Source organism: Actinomadura sp. 6N118, from assembly GCF_044326415.1.
Lineage (GTDB): Bacteria > Actinomycetota > Actinomycetes > Streptosporangiales > Streptosporangiaceae > Spirillospora.
The window spans coordinates 107,560-131,881 of record NZ_JBIRAZ010000020.1 but is presented as its reverse complement, the minus strand read 5'-3'; the positions used below and the strand labels follow the sequence as shown (position 1 = coordinate 131,881).

The window sequence follows — 24,322 nt, the reverse complement described above, 5'->3', positions numbered from 1 at the left end:
CCCATAGGGTTGTGGGGTGCCGAGCAGGCGCAAGCGCGCAACGATCAGGGAAGTGGCGCAGGCGACGGGGTTGTCGCCTGCGGCCGTGTCGTACGCACTGCGCGGCATCCAGACCTCCGAGGAGACCCAGGAACGGGTTCGCGCGGCGGCCGACGAGCTCGGCTACGAGGCGCATCCGATCGCCCGGGCCCTGGCCAGCGGGCGCACCGGCATGGTGGGCCTGCTCTGCGGCTCGCTGGGCGACTACTGGCAGCAGTCGCTGGCCGTCGGCATCGGCCGCGAGCTCCTCGCCCGCGACCGCTACGCGCTGATCGTTGACGCGGGCGGCGACCCGGGCCGCGAGCTGGCCCTGGCCCGCCAGCTGCGCGACCAGCGGGTGGACGGGCTGATCGTGCAGCCGCTCGACCCGTCCGCCGAGCTCTGGGCCGAGCTGGCCGAGTCGATCCCGGTCGTGTCGATCGGAGACGCGCTCCGCGGCGACCACTCCCAGGGCGAGGTCGTCTTCGACAACCGGCGCGGCGTCACTCTCGCACTGGAGCACCTGCACACCCTCGGCCACCGCCGCGTCGCCGTGTTCAGCCCCACCCTCGCCAGCACCCCCGACCGCCCCGCCGACGTGCACGTGAACGCCGAGGCCAAGCGGCTGGGCCTGGAGGTCGACCTCATCGTCGCTCCGCAGAGCCTGCCGGAGGCGACCGAGGTGGCGACCCGGGTGCTGGCCGACCACGACCGGCCCTCTGCGGTCTTCTGCTTCTCCGACTCGATCGCCTACGGGGTCTACGCGGCGACCCGCGAGCTCGGCCTCGACGTCCCCGGCGACGTGGCGGTCTGCGGTTACGACAACCATCCGATGTCCGCCCTGCTCACGCCGCCGCTCACCACCGTCGACTGGGACATCGACGGCATCGTTGCCTCCGCCGTCCGCCTGGTCGTCGACGTCATCGACGGCACCCAGCGCCGCCGCCGCGTCGTTCGTGAGCCCGCTCTGCGCGCCCGCGCCTCGACCGGCTGAGCACCGAACGAGGCCCTAAGCACCGAACGAGGCCCTAGGCGAGGAGCCGGGCCAGATGGGGGAGTAGGTCGGCGGCCACGGCGATGTCGGCGTCCAGCGGGCGGTCCTCCATCCGCGGATCGAGGACCCCGGTGGCCAGGTCGTGGGCCGCCTTCAACGCTCCGCCCGAAGGGATCCTGCCCTGCATGCGCAGCGCCCGGGTGGCCGCGACGAGCTCGCAGCCCAGCCCGATGCGGTACGCCGTGAGCGCGTCGGTCGTGGCCCGGGCCGACTGGGTGGAGAAGCCCGCGTGCTCCTCCACGCCGCGCGACAACACGGCGCCGCCGAGGGCGGCCGGGGTCGCGTAGCGGCGGACGTCGGCCAGGGCCGAGTGCGCCACGTACTCCAGGACCATGATCCCGGAAGAGGCCTCGGTGGCCGCCAGAAAGGGCGGGAGGCCAGTGAAGGACGGTTCGGTGAGCGTGCCGAGGCGGGACGTGGAGAGCGCCATGGTCTGGAAGAGCGCCGCGCGGGACGAGTCGAGTGCCAGGCCGACGTAGGCGGTGTGGAAGTTGCCGTTGTGCCAGACCGTGCGGCCCGCCCGGTCGATCAGGGGGTTCTCGGCGGCGGCGTTGATCTCGCGGGTGATCACGTCCTCGGCGTACAGGGCGCTCTCCCGGGCGGGGCCGTGGACCTGGGGGAACGCGCGATAGCCGTACGGGTCCTGGATGCGGGCGGGTTCGCCGTGGTCGAAGGCCAGCAGCGCGCGCATCGTCGAGGCGACCTCGGCCTGGCCCGGGTGAGGGCAGGCCTCGTGCACGTACGGCGCGTACGGCTCCTCCGACCCGCGTACGGCGAACAGGGAGAGCGCCGCGACGACCGTCGAGGCGTCGAGCAACACGCGCAGGTCGGTCGCCGCCAGCGCCGCCTCGCCCAGCGTGGCCGCGTTCGAGCTGATGAACGCCAGCGCGTCGGCGGACCGGAGCCGGAACCCCGGGCCGCGCTCCTGCCCGCCGTCCGGGCTGCCGGACAGCCAGGACCGCTCGCCGAGCAGGCACAGCGCGGTGGAGGCGAGCGCGGTGAGGTCGCCGGTGCCGATCGCCCCGTAGACCGGGACGGGTGGCAGCAGCCCGAGGTTGAGCACGTCCGCCAACGGCTGGAGGACGCCGGGGTCCACACCGGAGCCGCCGGCCGAGATCTGGTTGAGCCTGATGAGCACCATCGCCCGGACGATCTCGGGCGAGACGAGGGGGCCCGCGCCCGCGGCGTGGCTGCGGAGCAGGCGGAGGCCGTGCGCGTCGGCGTCCTCCCACTCGACGTCGACGACGCGGTTGGCCCCGACGCCGGTCGTACGGCCGTAGACGGGGCGCACCTCGGCCACCTCGCCGGCGACCCGCCAGGCCTCCCGCGCGCGCTCGACTCCCTCGGCGGCGACGGCGACCATCACGTCGCCGCGGGCGACGCGGGCCACCGTGGGGCAGGTCAGGGTGGCCCCGTCGATAACGATTCGGCTGTTGTCCACGGACAAACGTTACTTTCCGTGGCATTCAGATCGTTACGGTTTGGAAGCGATGTCCGGGCATAGCCTGGTCATTGGGCCGAGGATAACGATTGACTACTGTGGGTACGAACCCGATCTTCTTTCATCCCTGACCACGAGCGGAACGACGGCGTTGCACCGACGCCCGGCGAGGACGTGACTCGTTTGATCACCTTTGAGGGCGTGACCAAGCGCTATCCGGACGGCACCGTCGCCGTCGACACTCTGGACCTGGAGATCTCCGCCGGGCGGATCACCGTGCTGGTGGGCCCGTCCGGCTGTGGCAAGACCACCTCCCTGCGCATGATCAACCGGATGGTCGACGCCACCGAGGGCGTCGTCGCCGTGGACGGCAAGAACGTGAGCGAGATCGACCCGCCCACGCTCCGCCGCGGCATCGGCTACGTCATCCAGCAGGCCGGGCTCTTCCCGCACCGCACGATCGTCGACAACATCGCGACCGTGCCGTTCCTGCTCGGCTGGGACAAGAAGAAGGCCCGCGCCAAGGCCCACGAGCTGATGGACCGCGTGGGGCTCGATCCCAAGATGGCCAAGCGCTACCCCGCCCAGCTGTCGGGCGGGCAGCAGCAGCGCGTCGGCGTGGCCCGGGCCCTCGCGGCCGACCCGCCGATCATGCTGATGGACGAGCCGTTCAGCGCGGTCGACCCGATCGTCCGGGCCAGCCTCCAGGACGAGTTCCTCCGGCTGCAGAACGATCTGGAGAAGACGATCGTCTTCGTCACCCACGACATCGACGAGGCGATCAAGCTCGGGCACAAGATCGCGGTCTTCCAGGTGGGTGGCAAGCTCGCGCAGTACGCCACCCCCGAGGAGATCCTGGACGCCCCGGCCAACGACTTCGTCCGCGACTTCCTCGGCGGCGAGCGCGGCATCAGGCGGCTCCGTTTCTTCCAGGAGCTGGACGCCGAGGAGGCCGCCGAACAACGCGCCGAGGAGGCTGCCGAGCAACGCGCCGAGGAGGCTGCCGAGCAACGCGCCGAGGAGGCTGCCGGGCAGGCCGCCGCCCAACCCGACGGGCAGGGAGCCCCCGCCGCCCAACCCGAGGCAGGCTCGACGGCGGCGGAGCGGTGAGCCCGATGTACGCGGCCCTGGCGATCGGGGACGGCGAGCCGCTGATCCGGTGGGACTGGATCGCGCGCAACTGGGACGACGACATCCTTGAATCGCTCAAGGAACATCTGGTCCTGTCGTTCACGCCCATCCTGCTCGGCTTTCTCATCGCGCTCCCGCTGGGCATCGCGTGCGCCCGGTGGCGGCGGTTCTACCCGCCGGTGCTGGCGGTCACCAGCGTGCTGTACGCGCTGCCCGCGATCGCGCTCTTCGTGGTGCTGGTCGCGTTCACCGGGCTGACGTACACCACGGTGATCATCCCGTTGACCCTCTACACCCTGTCGGTGCTGGTGCCGAGCGTCGTCGACGGCCTCGGCTCGGTGCCCGACCACGTGCGCAAGTCCGCCACCGCCATGGGCTTCGGCGAGATGCGGCGGATGGTGCAGGTCGAGCTGCCGATCGCCATCCCGGTCGTGATGGCCGGGCTGCGGGTGGCCACGGTCTCCAACATCAGCCTGGTCAGCGTCGGGGCGATGATCGGGATCGGCGGGCTGGGCGAGCTGTTCACCGACGGCCTGCGGCGCGACTTCCCGACGCCGCTCGTCGTGGGGATCGTGCTCATCATCGCGCTGGCGTTCGTCGCCGACATGGTGCTACTCCTGATCCAGCGGCTGCTCACCCCATGGGAACGCAGCCGTGGTGCAGGCGCGAGCAAGCGGGAGAAGGAAGTGCTCGCGACCGGAGGTGCCGCGTGAACGCGATCCTCAACGCGCTGGAGTGGTTCGGCAAGTCCGAGCAGTGGTCCGGCGTCGACGGCATCCCGCACCGGCTGCTCGAACACCTCTGGTTGTCGCTGCTCGCGTTCGGCATCACCGTCCTGATCGCGATGCCGCTCGGCCTGCTGCTGGGCCACGTGCGCCAGGGCCGGCTGGCGGCGGTCAGCGGCATCGTGGTGACCTCCTCGGCCAACGCGGCGCGGGCCCTGCCCACGCTCGGCCTGCTCATCCTGGCTGTGATCCTCACCTCTGCGGGCGACCTGGTCCCCATCCTCATCCCGCTGGTCGTGCTGGCGGTCCCGCCGGTCCTGGTGAACGCCTACGCGGGCGTCCAGCAGGTCGAGCCGGGGCTGCGCGACGCGGCGGAGGGCATGGGCATGACCGCGCCGCAGGTGATCCTGCGGCTGGAGCTGCCGGTGGCGCTCCCGCTCGTCCTGCTGGGGCTGCGCACGGCCGCGATCCAGATCGTCTCCACCGCGACGCTGGCGGCGTACGTCGGCCTGGGTGGCTTCGGCCGCTACATCGTCGACGGCTACGCACGCCAGGAATACGACCGGATGGCCGGCGGCGCCATCCTGGTCGCGGTGCTGGCGGTGGTCATCCAGCTCGTCTTCACGGCGCTACGCCGCTACGTCGTCTCGCCGGGGACCCGGCTCCAGTACGCCGGGTCCTGATCACGGCATCGAACGGGCTCTCCACAGGCCCTTGAGGAAGGAACGAGATATGTCCCGGTTCATTCGAGGCGCCGCGGTCGCGCTGGCCGCGACGCTGGCGCTCGCCGCGTGCGGAGGCGACGGCGGCGGCGACGATCCGCTCAAGGGGGGCGACAAGGGCGGCGCCGGGGGGACCGTCACGGTCGGCTCCGCCGACTTCGGCGAGAGCGAGGTCATCGGCGAGATCTACGCGCAGGCCATGGAGGCCAAGGGCATCAAGGTCGAGCGCAAGTTCAAGATCGGCGCCCGTGAGGTCTACTACGGCCAGGTCGAGAGCGGCGCGATCCAGGTGTTCCCCGAGTACAACGGTGCGCTCCTGGCGCGGGTCGACAAGACCAGCACCGCCTCCACGACCGAAGAGGTGGACGCAGCGCTCAAGGCCAAGCTGCCAGCCGCGCTGGAGATCCTCAGCGCGTCCAAGGCGGAGGACAAGGACGCCCTCGTGGTGACCGCGGACACCGCGACCAAGAACAACCTCAAGACCATCGAGGACCTCAAGGCCGCCGCCAAGGACATGATCGTCGGCGGTCCGCCGGAGTTCAAGACGCGCCAGCAGGGCATGGTCGGGCTGGAGAAGGTCTACGGCCTGAAGTTCAAGCAGTTCAAGTCCCTGGACACCGGGCCGATCACCCTGTCCAACCTCACCAAGGGGCAGATCCAGGCCGCCAACCTCTTCACCACCAACCCGGCGATCGCCAAGGAGAAGCTGGTCGCGCTGGAGGACCCCAAGAACGTCTTCGGCGCCCAGAACGTCCTGCCGCTCGTCTACAAGTCCAAGGTGAACGAGACCGCCCGTGCCGCGCTCAACGCGGTCTCGGCCAAGCTCACCACCCAGGACCTCATCGACATGAACGGCAAGATGGAGACAGAGAAGGCCGACCCCGAGGACGTCGCCAAGGAGTGGCTCCAGAAGTCCGGTCTCGTCTGATCTTCGTCACGCCCGCACGACCCGCAACACCCTGAACGGCCGCGCTCCACCGGGAGCGCGGCCGTTCACCGTTGGGGGATGTGCCCGCCGAGGCGGGTGGTCAGTTCGGCCGCGGTGGCGCGGACGCGGGTGGCGAGCTGCGGCCAGGTGTTCTCGGGGCGCTTCTCCCGGCGGAACGTGACCGTGACGGCCGCGGTGGGATGGCCCGTGTGGTCGAACGAGCAGGCGGCGATGCTCGCGAAGCCCTCGGTCACGTAACCGTCTTCGACCGACCAGCCGCGCCGGGCCTCCTCGGCCAGTTCGCGCCGCAGCTCGCGCAGCGAGGACGGTCCGTGCCCCGTGCGGTCGACGAACGGGCCGGGGAAGAGCGCGCGGACCTGGGCGGCTGGCAGGTGCGCGAGCATCGACCGTCCACTGGCGGTCAGCTGCGCCGGGATCCGGACGCCCACGTCCGTGACGAGGGTGGCGTGCCGCCGTGGTTGTTCCTTCAGCAGGTAGAGCGTCTCCGCGCCGTGCAAGACGCCGAGCTGGGCGATCTCACCGACGCTGTCGACGAGGCGGTGCAGAAGGGGGCGGGCCAGGCGTTCGAGCGGGCCGTGCCGCAGGTAGGCCGAGCCGATCTCGAACGCGCCGACGCCCAGCCCCCAGCGGCGTTCCTCCGGCAGGTAGGAAACGAAGCCATCCTCCGCCATGGCCGTGAGCAGGTGATACGTGCTTGATCGCGGCAGGTCGAGGGACCGGGCGATGGACGAGGCGGGAAGCGGCCCGGCCGATCCGGCGAGCAGCCGCAGCACGGCCAGGGCGCGGCGTGCGGCGGGAACCTGGCTCATGGGTCGATTGTCTCAAATACGAGACACATAAGGCTAATGGGCCCTAACGGCGGTGCCGATCCGCACGATGCAATGGTGGGTATGAGTTTCGGCATGGTGGACATGAACGTCGAGGTCGGACCGGAACCCCTGACCTTCGATCAGGTCGTGGCGGTGGCCCGCGGCGGCGCACCGATCACGCTCACGGGCGAGGCGCTCAAGGGGATGGCGGCCACCCGGGCGCACATCGACGAGCTGTCCGCCCGGCCAACGCCCGTCTACGGCGTCTCCACCGGTTTCGGCGCGCTGGCCACCCGGCACATCGCCCCGGAGTTGCGCGCCAAGCTGCAGCTCAACATCGTCCGCTCGCACGCGGCGGGGTCGGGTCCGGAGGTCGAGCGCGAGGTCGTCCGGGCGATGATGTTGCTGCGCCTGCGCACCCTGGCGTCCGGCCGGACCGGGGTGCAGCCGGTGACCGCACAGACCCTGGCGGCGCTGCTCAACGCGGGCATCACGCCGGTCGTCCACGAGTACGGCAGCCTGGGCTGCTCCGGCGACCTGGCCCCGCTCGCGCACGTCGCGCTGGCGCTGATCGGCGAGGGGTTCGTCCGGGACGCCGCAGGTGAGCTGAAGCCCACGGCGGATGCCCTGGCCGAGGCAGGGATCTCGCCGGTCGCGCTCGGCGAGAAGGAGGGGCTCGCGCTCCTCAACGGCACCGACGGCATGCTCGGCATGCTGGTGCTGGCGATCCGCGACCTGCACCGGCTGCTCACCGCCGCCGACGTGGCGGCCGCGATGACCGTCGAGGCCCTGCTGGGCACCGACCGGGTCTTCGCCGCCGACCTGCAGGACCTGCGCCCCCACCCGGGCCAGGCCACCTCGGCCGCCAACCTGCGCGCCCTCCTCGACGACTCGGAGATCATGGAGTCGCACCGGGGCCCGGACTGCACCCGCGTCCAGGATGCGTACTCGCTGCGCTGCTCCCCGCAGGTCAACGGCGCCGCCCGCGACACCCTCGCGCACGCCGAGCTGGTCGCCTCCCGCGAGCTGGCCTCCGCCGTGGACAACCCGGTCGTCCTTCCCGACGGCCGCGTGGAGTCCAACGGCAACTTCCACGGCGCCCCCGTGGCGTACGTGCTGGACTTCCTGGCCATCCCGGCGGCCGACGTGGCGTCGATGTCCGAGCGCCGCACCGACCGCATGCTCGACAAGGCCCGCTCGTACGGGCTGCCGCCGTTCCTGGCCGACGACCCGGGCGTAGACTCCGGCCACATGATCGCCCAGTACACGCAGGCAGCGATCGTCTCGGAGCTGAAGCGGCTGGCCGCCCCCGCCAGCGCGGACTCGATCCCCAGCTCGGCCATGCAGGAGGACCACGTCTCGATGGGCTGGAACGCGGCGCGCAAGCTGCGCCGGGCCGTGGACGGGCTCGCCCAGGTCGTCGCCATCGAGATCCTCACCGCCGCCCGCGCCCTCGACCTGCGGACGCCGCTGCGGCCCGGCCCGTCCACCGGCGCGGTGGTCGCCAGGCTGCGCGAACGGGTCCCCGGCCCGGGCCCCGACCGTTACCTGGCGCCGGAGATCGCGGCCGCCACCGAACTCGTCCTGAACGGCGGTCTCGTCGCCGCCGCCGAAAGCGTCACCGGCCCGCTCTCCTGAGCCTCTCCGTGCGGAGTTCCTCTGTACTGAGCCTCTCCGTACCTGAGCCTCTCCATAACCGGGCCTCCACCTGAGAAGGAGCATCGCATGTCTGGTCCTCGCCCCGTGCGCGCACCGCGTGGCACCTCGCTGACCGCCGCGAAGGGCTGGCCGCAGGAGGCCGCCCTGCGCATGATCCAGAACAACCTCGATCCCGAGGTGGCCGAGCATCCCGATGAGCTCGTCGTCTACGGCGGGACCGGCAAGGCCGCCCGCAACTGGGCCTCGTTCGACGGCATCATCCGTTCGCTGAGCGACCTGGAGGGCGACGAGACGCTGCTCGTCCAGTCCGGGAAGCCGGTCGGGATCTTCCGTACGCACGAGTGGGCGCCGCGGGTGCTCATCGCCAACTCCAACCTGGTGCCGCAGTGGGCGACGTGGGAGGAGTTCCGGCGGCTGGAGTCGGTCGGGCTCACGATGTACGGCCAGATGACCGCCGGGTCGTGGATCTACATCGGTACCCAGGGCATCTTGCAGGGCACGTACGAGACGTTCGCCGCCGTGGCGGAGAAGCGCTTCGGCGGCACACTCGCCGGGACGATCACGTTGACCGCCGGGCTCGGCGGCATGGGCGGCGCCCAGCCGCTCGCCGTCACCATGAACGGCGGCGTCGCGATCTGCATCGAGTGCGACCCGTCCCGCATCGACCGCCGCGTCGCGCACCGCTACTGCGACATCCGCGTCGACTCGCTGGACGAAGCCCTCCGCCAGGCCGAGGAGGCCAAGGCGGCCCGCCGCCCGCTCTCGATCGGCGTGCTCGGCAACGCCGCCGACCTCGTGCCCGAGCTGCTGCGCCGGGGCGCCCCGATCGACATCGTCACCGACCAGACCAGCGCGCACGACCCGCTGATGTACCTGCCGCGCGGGGTGGCGTTCGAGGACATGGCGGCCGAACGCGACAAGGACCGCGACGGCTTCATCGCCAAGGCCCGCGAGTCGATGGCCGTGCACGTCGAGGCCATGGTCGGCTTCCAGGACGCGGGCGCCGAGGTCTTCGACTACGGCAACTCGATCCGCGGCGAGGCGCAGCTCCACGGCTACAGCCGGGCCTTCGACTTCCCGGGCTTCGTGCCCGCCTACATCCGGCCGTTGTTCTGCGAGGGCAAGGGCCCGTTCCGCTGGGCCGCCCTGTCCGGCGACCCGAAGGACATCGCCCGCACCGACCGGGCGATCCTCGACCTGTTCCCGGACAACGAGCCGCTGACCCGGTGGATCAAGATGGCGGGGGAGCGGGTGCACTTCCAGGGCCTGCCGTCCCGTATCTGCTGGCTCGGCTACGGCGAGCGCGACAAGGCGGGCGAGCTCTTCAACGACCTCGTCGCGCGCGGTGAGATCAGCGCGCCGATCGTGCTCGGCCGCGACCACCTCGACACCGGCTCGGTCGCCTCGCCCTACCGCGAGACCGAGGGCATGCTCGACGGCTCCGACGCGATCGCCGACTGGCCGCTGCTGAACGCGATGCTCAACACCTCGTCGGGCGCCACCTGGGTGTCGATCCACCACGGCGGCGGCGTCGGCATCGGCCGTTCCATCCACTCCGGGCAGGTCTGCGTCGCCGACGGCACGGCGCTGGCGGGCGAGAAGCTCCAGCGCGTCCTGACCAACGACCCCGGCTCCGGCGTCATGCGGCACGCCGACGCCGGCTACGACCGGGCGAACGAGGTCGCGGCCGAACGCGGCGTCCGCATCCCGATGAACGAGATCTGATCCACGCGGGAAGCTGATCTGAGCGGGAATCTGATCTGAGCGGGGAGAGCCTGTGAGCTTCGAGGAGATGTGGGCGGCGCTGCTGCCGGTCGGGCGCGATCCCGAGAGCGGGGGTTACCGCCGGTTCGTGTGGACCGCGCCCGAACTGGAGTGCCGTGCCTGGTTCCTCGACGAGGCACGCCGGCGTGACCTGGAGGTCGAACGCGACCGCAACGGGAACCTCTTCGCGTGGTGGTACCCCGAGTGGGTGGACCGTTCGGCCCCGCCGCCAGGGAAAAGGGGCGTGCTGACGGGCAGCCACCTCGACTCGGTGCCGGGCGGCGGCGCGTTCGACGGCCCGCTCGGCGTCGTGTCCGCGTTCGCCGCGATCGATCGGCTCCGCGAACGCGGCGTTCGGCCGGACCGCCCGATCGGGATCGGGGCCTTCGCCGAGGAGGAGGGCGCCCGGTTCGGCGTCGCCTGCCTGGGTTCGCGGCTCCTCAGCGGCGCCATCGATCCCGGCCGTGCCCGGGGGCTCACCGATGGGGACGGCCGGTCGTTCGCCGAAGTGGCGGCCGAGAACGGGCTCGACCCGGACACGGTCGGGCCGGACGAGGAACTCCTGAGCCGGATCGGCTGTTACGTCGAGCTCCACGTCGAGCAGGGCCGGGCGCTGGACGATCCGGTCGGGGTGGCGAGCTCGATCGTCCCGCATGGGCGGTGGCGGTTCGATTTCGCCGGTGAGGGCAATCACGCGGGCACGACCCGGCTGGCCGACCGGCGCGACCCGATGCTCGCGTTCGCCCGGATGGTGCTCGCCGCCCGCGAGGCCGCCGAGCGCAACGACACCGTGGCCACGGTCGGGAAGGTGGACGTGACGCCGGGCGGGGTGAACGCCATCCCGTCCGGCGTCGCCGCCTGGCTCGACAGCCGGGGCCCCGTCGATGACGCCGTCCGGCGTACGGTGACGGAGATCCACGAGGCCGCGCGGTCCGGCGCCGAGGCGCACGGAGTGACCGTGAACCTGGCCGAGGAGTCCTACACCGAGGTCGTCGACTTCAATCTCGATCTCCGCGACCGGGTGGTCAAGGCGCTCGGCGGTGTGCCCGTCCTGCCGACCGGCGCAGGTCACGACGCGGGCATCCTCGCCTCGCGTGTGCCGACCGCGATGGTGTTCGTGCGCAATCCGACCGGAGTCTCCCACGCACCCTCGGAGTTCGCGGAGGAGGACGACTGCCTGGCCGGAGTTGAGGCCCTCGCGACCGTACTCAACGACCTTGCTTGCGGGTAGGGATCCCAGTATGCGATGGCATGCCGAGTTTGCCTGGCTCGGAGACGGAGTGGCCGCCGATGTGCTCATCGAGGCCGATGGAGAACGTTTCACCAGCGTCACGCCTGGTGTCCCGGCTCCGCCGGACACCGCACGGCTCCCCGGCCTGACCCTCCCGGGCCTGGCCAACGCCCATTCCCACGCCTTCCACCGCGCGCTCCGCGGCCGCGTTCAAGCGGACCGCGGGACGTTCTGGACCTGGCGAGAGCAGATGTACAAGGTCGCGGACCGGCTCGATCCCGTGTCGTACCGTGCCCTGGCCACCGCCGTGTACTCGGAGATGGCCCTCGCCGGGATCAGCTGTGTCGGCGAGTTCCACTATTTGCACCACCGCCCCGGCGGCGAGCCCTACGGCGAGCCGAACGCCATGGGTGAGGCGCTGATCGCAGCCGCCGCCGACGCGGGCATCCGGATCACGCTCCTGGACGCCTGCTACCTGGCGGGCGGGATCGGGCAGCCGCTCAAGGGCCCGCAGCTGCGCTTCGGCGACGGCACGGCCGGCAACTGGACGCGACGCGTCGACAGCCTCTACGAGGCGACCGGCAAGACCGCCCGCCCGCACGCCCGGGTGGGCGCCGCGATCCACTCCGTGCGCGCCGTGCCGCGCGAGCAGATCGCCGCGGTCGCGAGCTGGGCCAAGGAACACCGGGCGCCGCTGCACGTCCACCTCTCCGAGCAGCCCGCCGAGAACGAGGCGTGCATGGCGGAGTACGGGATGACGCCGACCCGCCTCCTCGCCGACTGCGGCGCGCTGGGCGCCCTCACCGTGGCGGTGCACGCGACCCACCTGACCGAGGAGGACATCGGGCTGCTCGGCACCACGACGACGGGCGTGTGCATGTGCCCGACGACCGAGCGCGACCTCGCCGACGGCATCGGGCCCGCCCGTGACCTGTGCGACGCGGGTTCGCCGATCTGCCTCGGGTCGGACCAGCACGCGGTGATCGATCTCTTCGAGGAGGCGCGCGCGGTCGAGCTGGACGAACGGCTGCGCACCCGGCAGCGCGGGCACTGGAGTTCCGGTGAGCTTCTCGCCGCCGCTTCCTCCAGCGGCCACTACGGCCTGGGCTGGCCGGAGGCGGGACGGCTGGAGCCGGGCGCCTACGCCGACCTCGTCACGGTCGGGCTCGACTCCGTGCGCACGGCGGGGCCGGGGCCGGAGTTCGCCGCCGAGACCGCGGTCTTCGCCGCGACCGCCGCCGATGTCCGGCATGTCGTCGTCTCCGGACGCGAGATCGTCCGCGACGGCCGCCATCTCCTCATCGAGGACGTCCCGGCCGCCTTGGCAGCCGCGATCGCCGAGGTCACCGCCGACTCCGACGCCGCCCCTGCCCCCGGCTCCGACGCCGCCCTTGCCCCCAGCTCCGACGCCGGCTCCGACCCCGGCTCAGCCCCCGAAGCTTGATCATTTTTGGATGGAGGCCGCCGCCAGCACCTCCTCGGGTCGCCCTTCGGTCCGGACCCGCCCGCGTTCGAGAAGCAGGCAGTGGCCGGCGCGGCGGGCCGCGTCGTCGTCGTGCGTGGCGTGCACCACGGTCGTGCCCGTCGCGGTGATCTCGTCGATGATGGCGAGGACACGTTCACGCGCCGCGGTGTCCAGGCCGGCGGCGGGCTCGTCGAGCAGCAGCACGCCGGACTCCTGTGCCAGGCCCTGCGCGATGAGGACACGCTGACGCTGCCCGCCCGACAGCTCGGCGAACTGCCGGCGGGCCAGGTCGGCGGCGCCCACCCTTTCGAGGCAGTCCCGGACGACCGCATGGTCGCGGGTGGTCGCCCGGCGCCACCAGCCGAGGCGTTCCCACCGTCCCATCGCGACGGCGTCCCGCACCGACAGGGGCAGGGCCACGCTGACGGCGGTGTGCTGGAGGACGAGCGCCGGGCGCCGTTCCCCGTCGCACCGCACGGTCCCCGCCGAGGGCGCGTGCAGGCCGGCGAGGACGCCGAGGAGCGTCGACTTCCCTGATCCGTTGTGCCCGAGCAGGGCGGTCACCTGACCCCGGGGCAGCTCGGCGGAGATTCCCGTCAATACCCGTACCCGGCCGTAACCTGCGCAGATTCCGTCCAGCGCGATCGCCGTCCTCACAGATCACTCCCTTGGCCACTTGCAAACGATAACGGTTTTCATTGTAGGGTGCCGCCATGGAGTGGTTGTTCGCCCCTTTTGGGGTGTCTTTCGTTGAACGCGCCTTGTGGGGTGGTCTGCTGGTCTCCGGCATCTGCGCCCTCGCGGGGACCTGGGTCGTCCTGCGCGGCATGGCCTTCCTCGGCGACGCGATGTCCCACGGGATGCTCCCCGGGGTGGCCCTGGCCTCGCTGCTGGGCGGCAACCTGTTCGCCGGCGCGTTCGCCAGCGCGGTCGCGATGGCGTTCGGCGTCACCGCGCTGTCGCGGTCGCGCCGGTTGTCGCACGACACCGCCATCGGGCTGCTGTTCGTGGGGATGCTCGCGCTCGGTGTGATCATCGTCTCGCGGTCGGAGAGCTTCGCGGTCGACCTGACCGCCTTCCTGTTCGGCGACGTGCTCGCCGTCCGCCCGCGCGACCTGGCGCTGCTGGCCGCCGCCCTCGGGGTCGCGGCCGTCATCGCCCTGCTGGGGCACCGCGCGTTCCTCGCGCTGGTCTTCGACCCGCGCAAGGCCGCCACCCTCGGGCTGCGTCCCCGGCTGGCGCACGGACTGCTGCTCGCCCTGCTGACGCTCGCGATCACCGCCTCCTTTCATGTGGTCGGCACCCTCCTGGTTTTCGGCCTGCTGATCGCCCCACCGGCCGCCGCCGTGTTGTGGGCGCGCAGCGTTCCCCTCGTCATGGCCGGCGCCGCGCTGGCGGGCGCGGCGTCCACGGTGATCGGGCTGTTGCTCTCGTGGCATCTGCGCACGGCGGCGGGCGCGACGATCGCGGCGACGGCCGTCGCCCTGTTCTTCCTGTCCTCCGCGGCGGCCCGGCTCCGCGACCGCCGGATCCCGGTGGCCACCCGGCCCGTCCACGGCCTGATCGATCCGGAGCACGCGTCATGACCCCCCGCCTCCCTTACGGGCCCGCCACCGCCATCGCGGTGGCCGGACTCCTGACCACCGCGTGCGGTGGCGGAGAAAGCCGGCCAGCCGAGAAGCCGCACGGGTATGTGGCGGGAGCCGAGGAGACATCCGAGGCGCAGTGGCGGCTCGTCCTCGCCGGCGACGACCGCGTCCGCGTTCTGGATCCCGGGACCGAGAAGGTCACCGACGTGGCTGCGGCACCCGGGGTCACCGGGATGAGCAGCGACGGCCGCTTCGCCTACCTGACCACACCGGCCGGAATCCGCGCCGTGGACAGCGGAGTCTGGACCGTCGACCACGGTGACCACGTTCACTACTACAAGGCCGCCGTCCGTGATGTCGGGACTGTCCCCGGAGCGCCCGGCGCCGTCACCGGCGACCTGGCGGTCACCACGGTGTCCGGCGGGACCGCTGTCCGCGCCCTGGACCGCAAGGCGCTGGAGGGCGGCAAGGTCCCGCCCGCCCGCGAGATCCCAGGACGCGCGGCCGTCGCGTACGCCGAGCACCTCGTCATCGCCGCCGCCGACGGAACGGTCCGAGTGCACGATCGCCAGGGCACTGAGACCGCCAGGCTCGACGAGCCGTGCCCACAGGCGCGTGGACAGGCGGTGACCAGGCGCGGCGCCGTGCTGGGCTGCGCGGACGGCGCCCTGCTGGTGACCGGAAAGGAGGGCCGCCTCACCGGAACCAAGATCGCCTATCCGGGCCGCGTCCGCGCGGCGGAAAGAGCCACGGACTTCCACCACCGCCCGGGCACCCCCGTTCTGGCCGCCAAAGCCGGCGACCGGGGGCTGTGGATCCTCAACGTGACCGCCCGGTCCTGGAAGCGCGCGGGCTCCGCCCCGCTGACCGCAGTGAGCGGCACCGGCGAGGACACACCGGTGCTGGCCCTGGACGCCGGCGGCGCGCTGCGGTCCTACGACCCCGGCACCGGCAAACAACGAAACCGGAGCGACCTCCTGAAGAAGCCCAACGCCGCATCGGTGATCCAGGTGGACACCGCCCGCGCCTACGTCAACGACCCCGCGGGCCGCCGGGTCGTCGAGATCGACTACCGCGACGGTCTCCGCGTCGCCCGCACCTTCGACCTGGCGTTCACCCCCGAGCACATGGTGGAGACGGGATGGTGAGCCGCGCCACGGCCGCAGTCCTGCTGATCCTCGCCCTCACCGGATGCTCGGCGCTCGGCGCCGACCGGACGGGGATCGTCGTCACCACCAACATCCTCGGCGACGTCACCCGCGCGATCGCCGGCACTGAGAGCCCTGTCACGGTGCTGATGAAGCCCGGCGCCGACCCGCACTCGTTCGGCGTCTCCGCCCAGGACGCGGCGCGGATGGAGAACGCGGCGCTTCTGATCCACAACGGGCTCGGCCTAGAGGAGGGCGTGGCCCGCAACGTCGAGACCGCCCGTTCATCCGGCGTCCCGACCCTGGACGTGGGGGCGGGCATCGGTCCTCTCGCCTACAAGTCCGGCGAGAACGCCCAGCGACCCGACCCGCACTTCTGGACCGACCCCGCGCGGATGCTCAAGGCCGTCGACCTGATCACTTCGCGGATCATCGAGCACCTCCCCGACGCCGACGCCGCCAAGATCAGGGCGAACGCCGCCGCGTACCGGGCCCAGATAGCCGACCTTGACCGCTGGATGACCGCACGCTTCGCCGCTCTCCCCGCCGACCGCCGCAACCTGGTCACCAACCATCACGTCTTCGGCTACCTGGCCGAACGCTTCGGCTTCACCGTGATCGGCGCGGTCATCCCCAGCGGCACGACCCTGGCCTCGCCCAGCGGCGCGGATCTGAAGTCGCTGGCCGACGCCGTCCGCCGCGCCGGCGTCCCGACGGTCTTCGCCGACTCCTCCCAGCCGGACCGCCTCATCCGCGTGATGGCGGCCGAGGCGGGCCTGCGCATCCGGGTCGCCTCGCTGTACTCCGAATCGCTCACGGCCGCCGACGGCGGTGCTCCCACCTACCTGCGGATGATGCGCGCCAACACCGACGCCATCGTCGCCGGCCTCACACAAGAAAGAGAACGATGAAGAACCTGCTCCTAGCCCTCCCGGTCACGGCGCTTGCCCTCACCGCCTGCGGCGGTTCCGACACCAAGACCTCCACGGCCGCTGCCGCGCAGGCACAGGTCAAGGTCGCCGACCCGCTCGTGACGACCTACGACGGCGGCCTCCAGATCCTGGACCGTACGACGCTCAAGGTCGTCCAGAACATCCCGCTGCCCGGCTTCAACCGGGTCAACGCCGCCGGTGACGGCCGCCACGTGCTGGTCTCGACCGCCACCGGCTTCCGGGTCCTCGACGCAGCCGGCACGACGCTGCGCGCCGAGGAGTTCGCCGCTCCCAAGCCCGGCCACGTGGTCCGGCACGCGGGCAGGACCGTGCTGTTCTCCGACGGCACCGGCAAGATCATGACGTTCGACCCGCGACAGCTCGGCACCGCCCTGCCGAAGGTCACCACCCACACCAGCGAGCATGCCCACCACGGCGTCGCCATCCAGCTCGCGAACGGCGAACTGGTCGCCACGCTGGGCACCGAGGACAAGCGCACCGGCATCCGCGTGCTGAACGCGAGCGGCAAGGAGATCACCCGCAACGAGCAGTGCCCCGGCGTCCACGGCGAGGCCACGGCCAAGGGCGAGGCCGTGGTCATCGGCTGCGAGAACGGCGTGCTCATCTACGCCGGAGGGAAGATCACGAAGGTCAAGGCCCCGGACGAGTACGGCCGCATCGGCAACCAGGCGGGACACGAGGAGTCCCCGATCGTGCTCGGTGACTACAAGGTCGATGCCGACGCCGAACTCGAGCGGCCCGAACGGATCTCACTCATCAACACCACCACCGGCACATTGAAGCTGGTCGACCTCGGCGCCAGCTACACGTTCCGCTCTCTGGGCCGCGGCCCGCACGGTGAGGGACTCGTCCTCGGCACCGACGGCGCGCTGCGCGTCATCGACCCCGAATCCGCCAAGGTCACCAAGAAGATCAAAATCCTCGCTCCCTGGAAGGAGCCCATCGAGTGGCAGGAGGCCCGCCCGGCCCTCTACGTCAACGGTGAGACCGCCTACGTCACCGACCCGGCCGCCAAGAAGCTCCACGCGGTGAACGTCGAGTCCGGCAAGGTCGAGATGACCGCCGACCTGCCCCACACCCCCAACGAGATCACGGGAGCCTGAGCCGTTCGAAGCGGAACGGCGCCAGCGTGTCGCCCTGGTCGCCGCCAACCCCCTCGGCGGCGACCAGCCCCTTTCGCTCGGCCAGGATCTCGCGCCATGGCCGACCTCGTGATACTGGCTCACCGGCTCGAAGTTGCTCAGCCTGTGCATGCATCCGCTCGCGGCCGGCAGGGTCTGCGGCCGAGTCGCAAGCGGTGATCCACCACCGGTGTACGAACTCGTTCAGCGGAGCGAGATCGAGGCTCACCCGGACTTCGGTGAGCACGGCCTGCAGCCCCGAGTCGAACGCTTCGCGGTCCTGCCGCACGACCAGCGCGGCCCGGATGCCGCGCAGACTCTTTTCCGGCTGCGTCGCGCGGCCAAGGCTTCGATGGGCGGTCATGGTCACAGCTTAAGAAGTCCGTGCGGAGGCGAACGGGAATCGAACCCGCCGACCCGAGATGCTCGGATCCCTACGGTTTTGAAGACCGGGAGGGCCACCAGGCACCCAATCGCCTCCGAGGCGGACCCTACACGGTCCTGATCTGTCTCGGATCCGAGACAGATCAGGCCGGGGCGGCGCCCGGAGCGGGGAGTGTGGATGCGATCCTGGCCGGGTGAGCACTCTGATCAGCAACATCGGGGAACTGGTCACCAACGAGCCGGGAATCGGTGAGGGGCCGCTCGGCCTGCTCCACGACGCGGCGCTGGTCGTCGAGGACGGCCGCGTCGCGTGGGTGGGTCCTGGCTCCGGGGCTCCCGCCGCCGACGAGGTCTTCGACGCGGGTGGCCGGGCGGTGCTGCCGGGGTTCGTGGACTCGCACGCTCACCTGGTGTTCGCGGGGGAACGCGCGGAGGAGTTCGCCGCTCGGATGAGCGGGCAGCCGTACAAGGCGGGCGGCATCCGGACGACGGTGGCGCGGACGCGGGCGGCCTCGGACGACGAGTTGCGGGCGAACGTGCGGCGGCTGGTGGACGAGATGGTACGCCAGGGGACCACCACCGTGGAGTGCAAGTCCGGCTATGGGCTGACCGTTGAGCACGAGCAGCGGGCCCTCCAGATCGCGGGGGAGTTCGCCGACGAGGTGACCTTCCTCGGCGCCCACGTTGTGCCGTCGGAGTACGGCGACGACACGCAGGGGTACGTGCGGCTGGTGTCGGGCGAGATGATGGCCGCCTGCGCGCCTCACGCGCGCTGGGTCGACGTCTTCTGCGAGCGGGGCGCGTTCGATGCCGACCAGACCCGGGAGGTGCTGGAGGCGGGGATCAAGGCTGGGCTCACGCCGCGGCTGCACGCCAACCAGCTGGGGCACGGGCCCGGTGTCCAGTTGGCGGTGGAGCTGGGTGCCGCGGCGGCCGACCACTGCACCTTCCTGACAGATGAGGACGTGGCGGCGCTGGCGGGTTCGGAGACGGTGGCGACGCTCCTGCCGGGCGTGGAGTTCTCTACGAGGCAGCCCTACCCGGACGCCCGGCGGCTGATTGACGCTGGGGCCACGGTCGCGCTGGCGACGGACTGCAATCCGGGCTCCTGCTACAGCTCCAGCATGGCGTTCTGCATCGCAGTGGGCGTACGAGACATGCACCTGACCCCCGCCGAGGCGGTCTGGAGCGCCACAGCCGGAGGGGCCAAGGCGCTGCGGCGCACCGACGTCGGCCACTTGGGAGTGGGCGCTCGCGGGGACGTGGTTGTGCTCGACGCCCCCTCGTACATCCACCTGGCCTACCGCCCAGGGGTCCCGCAGGTCGCAGCGGTCTTCAAGGCAGGTCACCGGGTCTGAGCCGTGGCGATCGGGTTTGCGAGGTTCGAGTTCCAGCTCGTGCTCATGTGGCGCATGCTGGATCTGGCGCCCGGCCGGGTCGAGGACGCACTCAAAGAGCTCGGGGCCACCAGGGCACAGATGCGTGAGGCGCATCGGCGGTGGGTGTCGATGCCCTACTCGAAGACGGCGCCGAAGGGACTCGCTCGCTATCGCATGGTGCTGGGACCGCCCGGCGAGACAGGCCCGCGCAAGTTCGGCGACCTGGACTGCACATACAGCCTGTGGGAACTGCCCTTCTGGCCGGACCTGCGCTTCGAGGTGCTGGGTGCGCCGGACGGGTCCACCTGGCACCACTGGCTGGTCCGCGCGGAGGGATCACCCGTCCCCAATCTGAACGGCCTGAACGACCTGAAGCCCTGGTCGTGCGTCATCTCCGACATCGGTGACCGCTTCGAGGGCGCCAGGCACATGGAAGGGGACGCGCCAGGGCACTGGGGCGTCGCGTTCTCGATCGAGGGCCGCGACTATCGTGCGCGATTCATCCACGGCTTGTTGCAGCTCGTTCAGCCCGAGCCGAGGTAACGGCGGTTTACGCGGATTAGGGGTTTTTCGCGGCGGGCTATGTAGTCGGCGGAGAGGACTTCGGCGACGAAGAGGTGGTGGTCGCCTGCCTCGATGCGCTGGCGGGTCTCGCATTCGAGGGCGGCCAGGCCGTCGTCGAGGATCAGGGCGTCGGACAGCGGGCCGCGGTGGTGCGGCTCGCTGGCGAGGAGAAGGCGGGCGCTCGGCCTTCCTTCGGCCGCGAAGCGGCCGGCCAGGGCGCGCTGGCCCGTGCTGAGGACGGTCGCGGCCCAGCGGTCCTGACGGCCCAGTACCTCGCTGAGGTACGAGGTGGAGGCCACTCCGGCCAGGACCATCGGCGGCTCCATGGACACCGACATGAACGAGGTGACGGTGGTGCCGAGGTCGTCGCGGCCGTCCCGCACGGTCAGCACGACCACGCCGGTGGCGAACCCTGCGATCGCCTCGGTGTAGTCCGCGGTGTTCATCTCCAAGTTCAGCGGATCTCCCAGGCGCCGGGCAGGGTGAGCGGGCCCGCGGCGGGCAGGCCGAGGCGGGCGGCCACGCCGCCGAGCGAGCCCCAGCCGTCGAAGCGGGCGTTGGCCGCGGTGCGGTCCTCGCTGGACTCCGGCGGCCGCAGCCGATCGAACGGCGAGGTGTGGGGGTACGGGCGGACCGGGGCGTCGGCGGCCAGGCCGCCCTTCTTGCGGGCCAGGTCGAGCGCCAGATCGAGGCCGCCCAGCTCGTCCACCAGGCCGTGCTCCTTGGCGTCGGCGCCGGTCCAGACCCGGCCGCGCGCCAGCTCGTGCACGCGCTCGCGGGACAGATCGCGGCCCTCGGCCACCTTGCGGGTGAAGTCGTCGTAGATCTGGTCGAGTGAGGCGTTGACGCGTTCCCACTCGGAGTCGCTGAAGTCCTTGGTCGAACTGAACATGCGGGCGTGCTCGCCGTCGGCGACGGTCCCGACGCCCACGCCGATCCGGTCGAGCAGGCCGTTGACGACGGCCTTGCCGACGACCACGCCGATCGAGCCGGTGATGGTCCCGGGCTGCGCCACGATCGTGTCGGCGGCCATCGCGACGTAGTAGCCGCCGGACGCCGCCACGTTGCCCATCGAGACGATGACCGGTTTGCCCGCCTTGCGGGCCAGGATGACCTCGCGCCAGATCGCGTCGGAGGCCACCGCCGAGCCGCCGGGGCTGTCGACGCGGAACACGATCGCCTTGACCCGGTCGTCCTTCACGGCGGCGCGCAGCGCGGCGCCGATGGTGTCCGAGCCCATCGCCGTGCCCTGGGTGGGCAGCGGGCCGCCCCGGCCGCTGCGGCCGAGCCGGATCTGGCCGTGCCCGTTGATCAGGGCGACGACCTCCTGCTTGCCCGGCTGGGGCAGCCGCCGGGAGAGCGAGTGTGTGCGGTTGTAGCGCGCCACGTACCGCAGCAGCGCGTGCTCGCCGAACTCCTCACGCAGGTCGCCGTAGACCTCGTCGCGGTAGCCGAGCCGGTCGACGAGCCCCGCGTCCAGGGCCTCCGAGGCCAGCAGCGGACCCCGGTCGGTCAGCTCGCGGACCCGGTCCACCGGCAGGTCGCGGGCCGCCGCGATCCCGGCGGTGATCTGCTCGCCGAGGGAGGCGACCAGGCGTTGGGAGGACTCCTCGTGCTCGGGCGTGTAGGCCTTCTCCATGAAGGTGTTGGCCATGGTCTTGTACTCGTAGCGCTTGGCGAACCGTGGCTGGACCCCGAGCTTCTCCAGAGAGCCCGCGAAGAACGGCTCCTCCAGCGCGACGCCGGTGAGGCCGACCTCGCCCGTCGGCTGCAGGTAGACCTTGTCGAACGCACTGGCGAGGTAGTAGGGCACGGTGCCGCGGCCGCCCTCGCCGAACGTCTCGGCCCACGCGACGGTGAGCTTGCCCGCCTCGCGCACGGCCGTCACCGCCTCGCGCAGCTCCTGCACCATGGCCAGCCCGATCCCACCGGTGATCTTGACCACGAGGGCGCGCACCCGGGAGTCGGAGCGGGCGCGGCGCAGCCCGTCGAGCACGTCCCGCAGGTGCGTGCGCCGCATGGAGAGGATGGCCGCGACCGGGTCGGCCGGCGGCGTCTCCACGATGCCGTCGGTGAGGTCGAGCTCCAGGACCAGCGGCGCCGTACGCCGTTCCCGGGCCTGCTTGATTGCGCTGACGACTGAACCGGGATCCACCATGGGCCAAGCCTATGCGGTCAGCGCGCGAAGGCCTGGTTGGGCACGGTGCTGCCGCTCGCCTGCGCCATCGGACGCCCCTGGGGATCGCTGATCAGCGCGGTCGAGACCATGCGTGTCCGGCCCGGCTTCAGGCAGGTGCTGACGACGGTGTAGGTCTCGCCTGCCTGGACGCCGCGCAGGTAGTCGATGGTGAGGTTGAGCGTGAGCTGCGGGACGAAGTGCGTGCCGGTGCTCGCGCCGGCGAAGCAGACGGCGTTGTCGAGGATCATCGCGATATAGCCGCCGTGCACGCTGCCCGCCGGGTTGCAGAGGTGCTCCCCGGGCGTCCAGGCGAGCTCGACGCGGCCGGGCTCGGCGGCGACGACGCGCTGGCCGATGTGCGCGCTGACATCGCTCAGCTCAGGGAACCGGCCCTCGCCCATGGCCTGGATCAGCTCCGCCCCGGACAGGGAGTTCCACAGATCGGCGCCGGCTTCCTCGATGCTCACCAGATCGCTCCAGATGATCAGTTACCTCTCGTACGCAAGAGTAAGGGTTAGCCGGACTTGGTGAGCGTCCCGGTGCTCGTGCCGGTCATGCCGCCGCCGGAGCTGTACTTGAGCGACCCGGATTCGAGCGTGAGCGTCAGGGGACCGCCGATGCAGAAGCCGGTCGTGCCCTGGCTGTTCTTGGGCGTCTCCATGATCTCCAGCTTGCTCGCGGACGCCTTGGTGACCTTCAGGGTGTCGTGGCAACCCCAGGCCGTGTAGTCCGCGGTGCCCTCGCTCTTGCCCGCCGTCAGCCGCACCGTGACGTCCGTGCTGACATTCTCGTCGAGAGTGATCCCGCCGGACTGGGTGATGGTGCCCTTCCACGTCCCCGCGAACGCAGCCGGAACGGTCTCGCCGCCTGTCTGCCCGCCTGTCTGCGCAGGGCTCCCGGATGTCGACGCAGGCGGGGACTCGCTGTCAGGGGACTCGCTCTTCGGTGTCCCGCTCGCGGATGTCGTGCTTCCGGCGCCGGGACGGCCGTCGTCGCCGTTGCCGAGAAGGAGAAACGCGATGACGCCGACGAGCACGACGATGACCGTCCCTGCCGCCGCAGCCGCGAGCCCGGCTCGCCGCGATCGGCGCGGGCCCTGCCCGGCGGGTGACGTCGGCATGCCGGGGGAGTAGCCGCTGGGCACGGGCATCGGCGTCGGCGCTGCTTGTTGCGGTGGAGCTGCCTGCTGCGGCGGAACTGCCTGTTGCTGCGGAACGGAATGCCCTGCTGGGTCGACCAGGCGGACCATCAGGTCGCGTGCCGACGGGCGCGCGGCTGGATCCTTGCGGAAACACTCCGCCAGCAGGCCGGACAGAGCCTGCGGAACCCCTGTCAGGTCGGGCTCGCCGTTCGCGATGCGGTGCATCACCGCGGGGATGCTGGTGGTCTTCCCGAACGGCGGGCGTCCCGTCGCGGCGAAGACCATCGTGCCCGCCCACGCGAAGACGTCGGAGGCGGGCGTCGGTGCGTGCCCGGCCAGCCATTCGGGCGCGAAGTACGCGGGCGTGCCGACGAGCTGGGTGTGCGTCTCGGCGTCGATGGCGCGGGCGATGCCGAAGTCCACGACGCGCGGCCCGTCCGGGCCCAGCAGCACGTTGGCGGGCTTCAGGTCGCGGTGGACGATCCCGGCGCCGTGGATGGCGGCGAGCGCGCTGGCGGTGTTGACCGCCAACCGCTGCAGGTCGCCGTGGAGCAGCGGCCCGCTCTGCGCGACCCGCTGCTGGAGCGAGGGCCCGTTGACGTACTCGCTCACCGCGTACGGATGCGCCCCGTCGGCCGAGGAATCCAGCACCGCGGCCGTGCAGAACGGCGCGACCCGCCGGGCCGCTTCCATCTCCCGTGCGAACCGGGCCCGCGCAGCCGCGTCGGTGGTCTTGAGCATCTTCACCGCGACACGTTCACCCGACGGGCCTTCGCCGAGGTAGACCACGCCCTGGCCGCCCTCACCGAGCCGTCCCGTCAGGCGGTAGCGGCCGGTCTCGCGAGGATCGTCGGGTTCGAGGGGCAGAACCGCCATCGAATTCCTCCAGGGCATGC

At 71.5% G+C, this 24,322-nt stretch carries 23 protein-coding genes and 1 tRNA gene; 15 read left to right on the top strand and 9 right to left on the bottom strand.

Annotated features, from left to right (window positions below):
- Positions 1-16 precede the first annotated feature (16 nt).
- On the top strand, positions 17-1,012 hold the full coding sequence (locus ACH34W_RS40210) for a LacI family DNA-binding transcriptional regulator (protein ID WP_395966443.1): 996 nt from the start codon (positions 17-19) through the stop codon (positions 1,010-1,012).
- Between the two features lie 34 nt (positions 1,013-1,046).
- Here the strand turns inward: ACH34W_RS40210 and ACH34W_RS40205 are convergent, their stop codons facing one another.
- The gene (locus tag ACH34W_RS40205) at positions 1,047-2,513 is read right to left on the bottom strand and encodes an aromatic amino acid ammonia-lyase (protein ID WP_395966442.1); all 1,467 of its coding nucleotides are present in this window, start codon (positions 2,511-2,513) and stop codon (positions 1,047-1,049) included.
- A 183-nt stretch (positions 2,514-2,696) separates the two neighbouring features.
- Between ACH34W_RS40205 and ACH34W_RS40200 the strand changes: the two genes are divergently transcribed.
- From ACH34W_RS40200 to ACH34W_RS40185, 4 genes are read left to right on the top strand one after another with little or no spacing between them, the layout of a single operon-like run.
- A complete protein-coding gene (locus ACH34W_RS40200) occupies positions 2,697-3,623 on the top strand; it encodes an ABC transporter ATP-binding protein (protein WP_395966441.1) in 927 nt (308 codons plus the stop codon).
- Between the two features lie 5 nt (positions 3,624-3,628).
- The gene (locus ACH34W_RS40195) at positions 3,629-4,357 is read left to right on the top strand and encodes an ABC transporter permease (RefSeq protein WP_395966440.1); all 729 of its coding nucleotides are present in this window, start codon (positions 3,629-3,631) and stop codon (positions 4,355-4,357) included.
- Positions 4,354-5,052: an ABC transporter permease gene (locus ACH34W_RS40190; RefSeq protein WP_395966439.1), complete on the top strand. Its 699-nt coding sequence runs from the start codon at positions 4,354-4,356 to the stop codon at positions 5,050-5,052. The genes ACH34W_RS40195 and ACH34W_RS40190 overlap by 4 nt, the downstream gene beginning before the upstream one ends.
- A 49-nt stretch (positions 5,053-5,101) precedes the next feature.
- Positions 5,102-6,019, top strand: a complete 918-nt coding sequence (locus ACH34W_RS40185; protein WP_395966438.1) for an ABC transporter substrate-binding protein — start codon at positions 5,102-5,104, stop codon at positions 6,017-6,019.
- Between the two features lie 65 nt (positions 6,020-6,084).
- On the opposite strand, the gene ACH34W_RS40180 is transcribed toward ACH34W_RS40185, so the two are convergent.
- Positions 6,085-6,849 (bottom strand): IclR family transcriptional regulator, encoded by a 765-nt coding sequence (locus ACH34W_RS40180; protein ID WP_395966437.1) that lies wholly within the window; start codon positions 6,847-6,849, stop codon positions 6,085-6,087.
- Between the two features lie 93 nt (positions 6,850-6,942).
- On the opposite strand from ACH34W_RS40180, the gene hutH reads away from it, so the two are divergent.
- The 4 genes from hutH to ACH34W_RS40160 all read left to right on the top strand — a co-directional run bounded on the left by hutH (position 6,943) and on the right by ACH34W_RS40160 (position 12,947).
- On the top strand, positions 6,943-8,487 hold the full coding sequence (gene hutH, locus ACH34W_RS40175; RefSeq protein WP_395966518.1) for a histidine ammonia-lyase: 1,545 nt from the start codon (positions 6,943-6,945) through the stop codon (positions 8,485-8,487).
- An 87-nt stretch (positions 8,488-8,574) separates the two neighbouring features.
- Complete coding sequence (gene hutU / locus ACH34W_RS40170; protein ID WP_395966436.1) at positions 8,575-10,233, top strand: urocanate hydratase; 1,659 nt, start codon at positions 8,575-8,577, stop codon at positions 10,231-10,233.
- Between the two features lie 52 nt (positions 10,234-10,285).
- Positions 10,286-11,503 (top strand): allantoate amidohydrolase, encoded by a 1,218-nt coding sequence (locus tag ACH34W_RS40165; protein ID WP_395966435.1) that lies wholly within the window; start codon positions 10,286-10,288, stop codon positions 11,501-11,503.
- A 10-nt stretch (positions 11,504-11,513) separates the two neighbouring features.
- Positions 11,514-12,947 (top strand): formimidoylglutamate deiminase, encoded by a 1,434-nt coding sequence (locus ACH34W_RS40160; RefSeq protein ID WP_395966434.1) that lies wholly within the window; start codon positions 11,514-11,516, stop codon positions 12,945-12,947.
- Here ACH34W_RS40160 and aztA read toward each other — a convergent pair whose 3' ends face one another.
- Positions 12,948-13,625: a zinc ABC transporter ATP-binding protein AztA gene (gene aztA, locus ACH34W_RS40155; protein WP_395966433.1), complete on the bottom strand. Its 678-nt coding sequence runs from the start codon at positions 13,623-13,625 to the stop codon at positions 12,948-12,950. It lies immediately after the preceding gene.
- A 56-nt stretch (positions 13,626-13,681) separates the two neighbouring features.
- On the opposite strand from aztA, the gene aztB reads away from it, so the two are divergent.
- The 4 genes from aztB to aztD are packed head-to-tail and all read left to right on the top strand — an operon-like array spanning position 13,682 to position 17,761.
- Positions 13,682-14,554: a zinc ABC transporter permease AztB gene (gene aztB / locus ACH34W_RS40150; RefSeq protein ID WP_395966432.1), complete on the top strand. Its 873-nt coding sequence runs from the start codon at positions 13,682-13,684 to the stop codon at positions 14,552-14,554.
- Complete coding sequence (locus ACH34W_RS40145) at positions 14,551-15,705, top strand: hypothetical protein (protein ID WP_395966431.1); 1,155 nt, start codon at positions 14,551-14,553, stop codon at positions 15,703-15,705. Before aztB ends, ACH34W_RS40145 begins: the two co-directional genes overlap by 4 nt.
- Positions 15,699-16,616 carry a zinc ABC transporter substrate-binding protein AztC gene (gene aztC / locus ACH34W_RS40140; protein WP_395966430.1) on the top strand — a complete coding sequence of 306 codons (918 nt, stop codon included), beginning with the start codon at positions 15,699-15,701 and terminating at the stop codon, positions 16,614-16,616. The genes ACH34W_RS40145 and aztC overlap by 7 nt, the downstream gene beginning before the upstream one ends.
- Complete coding sequence (gene aztD, locus ACH34W_RS40135; RefSeq protein WP_395966429.1) at positions 16,613-17,761, top strand: zinc metallochaperone AztD; 1,149 nt, start codon at positions 16,613-16,615, stop codon at positions 17,759-17,761. Before aztC ends, aztD begins: the two co-directional genes overlap by 4 nt.
- Here the strand turns inward: aztD and ACH34W_RS40130 are convergent.
- Positions 17,748-18,143 carry a DUF6247 family protein gene (locus ACH34W_RS40130; RefSeq protein ID WP_395966428.1) on the bottom strand — a complete coding sequence of 132 codons (396 nt, stop codon included), beginning with the start codon at positions 18,141-18,143 and terminating at the stop codon, positions 17,748-17,750. The two genes, aztD and ACH34W_RS40130, sit on opposite strands and share 14 nt — an antisense overlap.
- 21 nt (positions 18,144-18,164) lie before the next feature.
- A tRNA-Sec gene (locus ACH34W_RS40125) sits at positions 18,165-18,260 on the bottom strand.
- A 97-nt stretch (positions 18,261-18,357) separates the two neighbouring features.
- Between ACH34W_RS40125 and hutI the strand changes: the two genes are divergently transcribed.
- Both hutI and ACH34W_RS40115 read left to right on the top strand, forming a co-directional pair.
- Positions 18,358-19,521 carry an imidazolonepropionase gene (gene hutI, locus ACH34W_RS40120; RefSeq protein WP_395966427.1) on the top strand — a complete coding sequence of 388 codons (1,164 nt, stop codon included), beginning with the start codon at positions 18,358-18,360 and terminating at the stop codon, positions 19,519-19,521.
- Positions 19,522-19,524: 3 nt separating this feature from the next.
- Positions 19,525-20,085, top strand: a complete 561-nt coding sequence (locus tag ACH34W_RS40115; protein ID WP_395966426.1) for a hypothetical protein — start codon at positions 19,525-19,527, stop codon at positions 20,083-20,085.
- On the opposite strand, the gene ACH34W_RS40110 is transcribed toward ACH34W_RS40115, so the two are convergent.
- Genes ACH34W_RS40110 through ACH34W_RS40095 form a run of 4 tightly spaced genes read right to left on the bottom strand, consistent with a single transcriptional unit; the run spans position 20,067 to position 24,302 of the window.
- The gene (locus tag ACH34W_RS40110; protein WP_395966517.1) at positions 20,067-20,552 is read right to left on the bottom strand and encodes a flavin reductase family protein; all 486 of its coding nucleotides are present in this window, start codon (positions 20,550-20,552) and stop codon (positions 20,067-20,069) included. The two genes, ACH34W_RS40115 and ACH34W_RS40110, sit on opposite strands and share 19 nt — an antisense overlap.
- 8 nt (positions 20,553-20,560) lie before the next feature.
- Positions 20,561-22,264: a signal peptide peptidase SppA gene (sppA, locus tag ACH34W_RS40105; RefSeq protein ID WP_395966425.1), complete on the bottom strand. Its 1,704-nt coding sequence runs from the start codon at positions 22,262-22,264 to the stop codon at positions 20,561-20,563.
- A gap of 17 nt (positions 22,265-22,281) precedes the next feature.
- Positions 22,282-22,752, bottom strand: coding sequence for a PaaI family thioesterase (locus ACH34W_RS40100; RefSeq protein WP_395966424.1), 471 nt, complete (start codon positions 22,750-22,752; stop codon positions 22,282-22,284).
- Between the two features lie 47 nt (positions 22,753-22,799).
- A complete protein-coding gene (locus ACH34W_RS40095; protein WP_395966423.1) occupies positions 22,800-24,302 on the bottom strand; it encodes a serine/threonine protein kinase in 1,503 nt (500 codons plus the stop codon).
- Between the last annotated feature and the right edge of the window lie 20 nt (positions 24,303-24,322).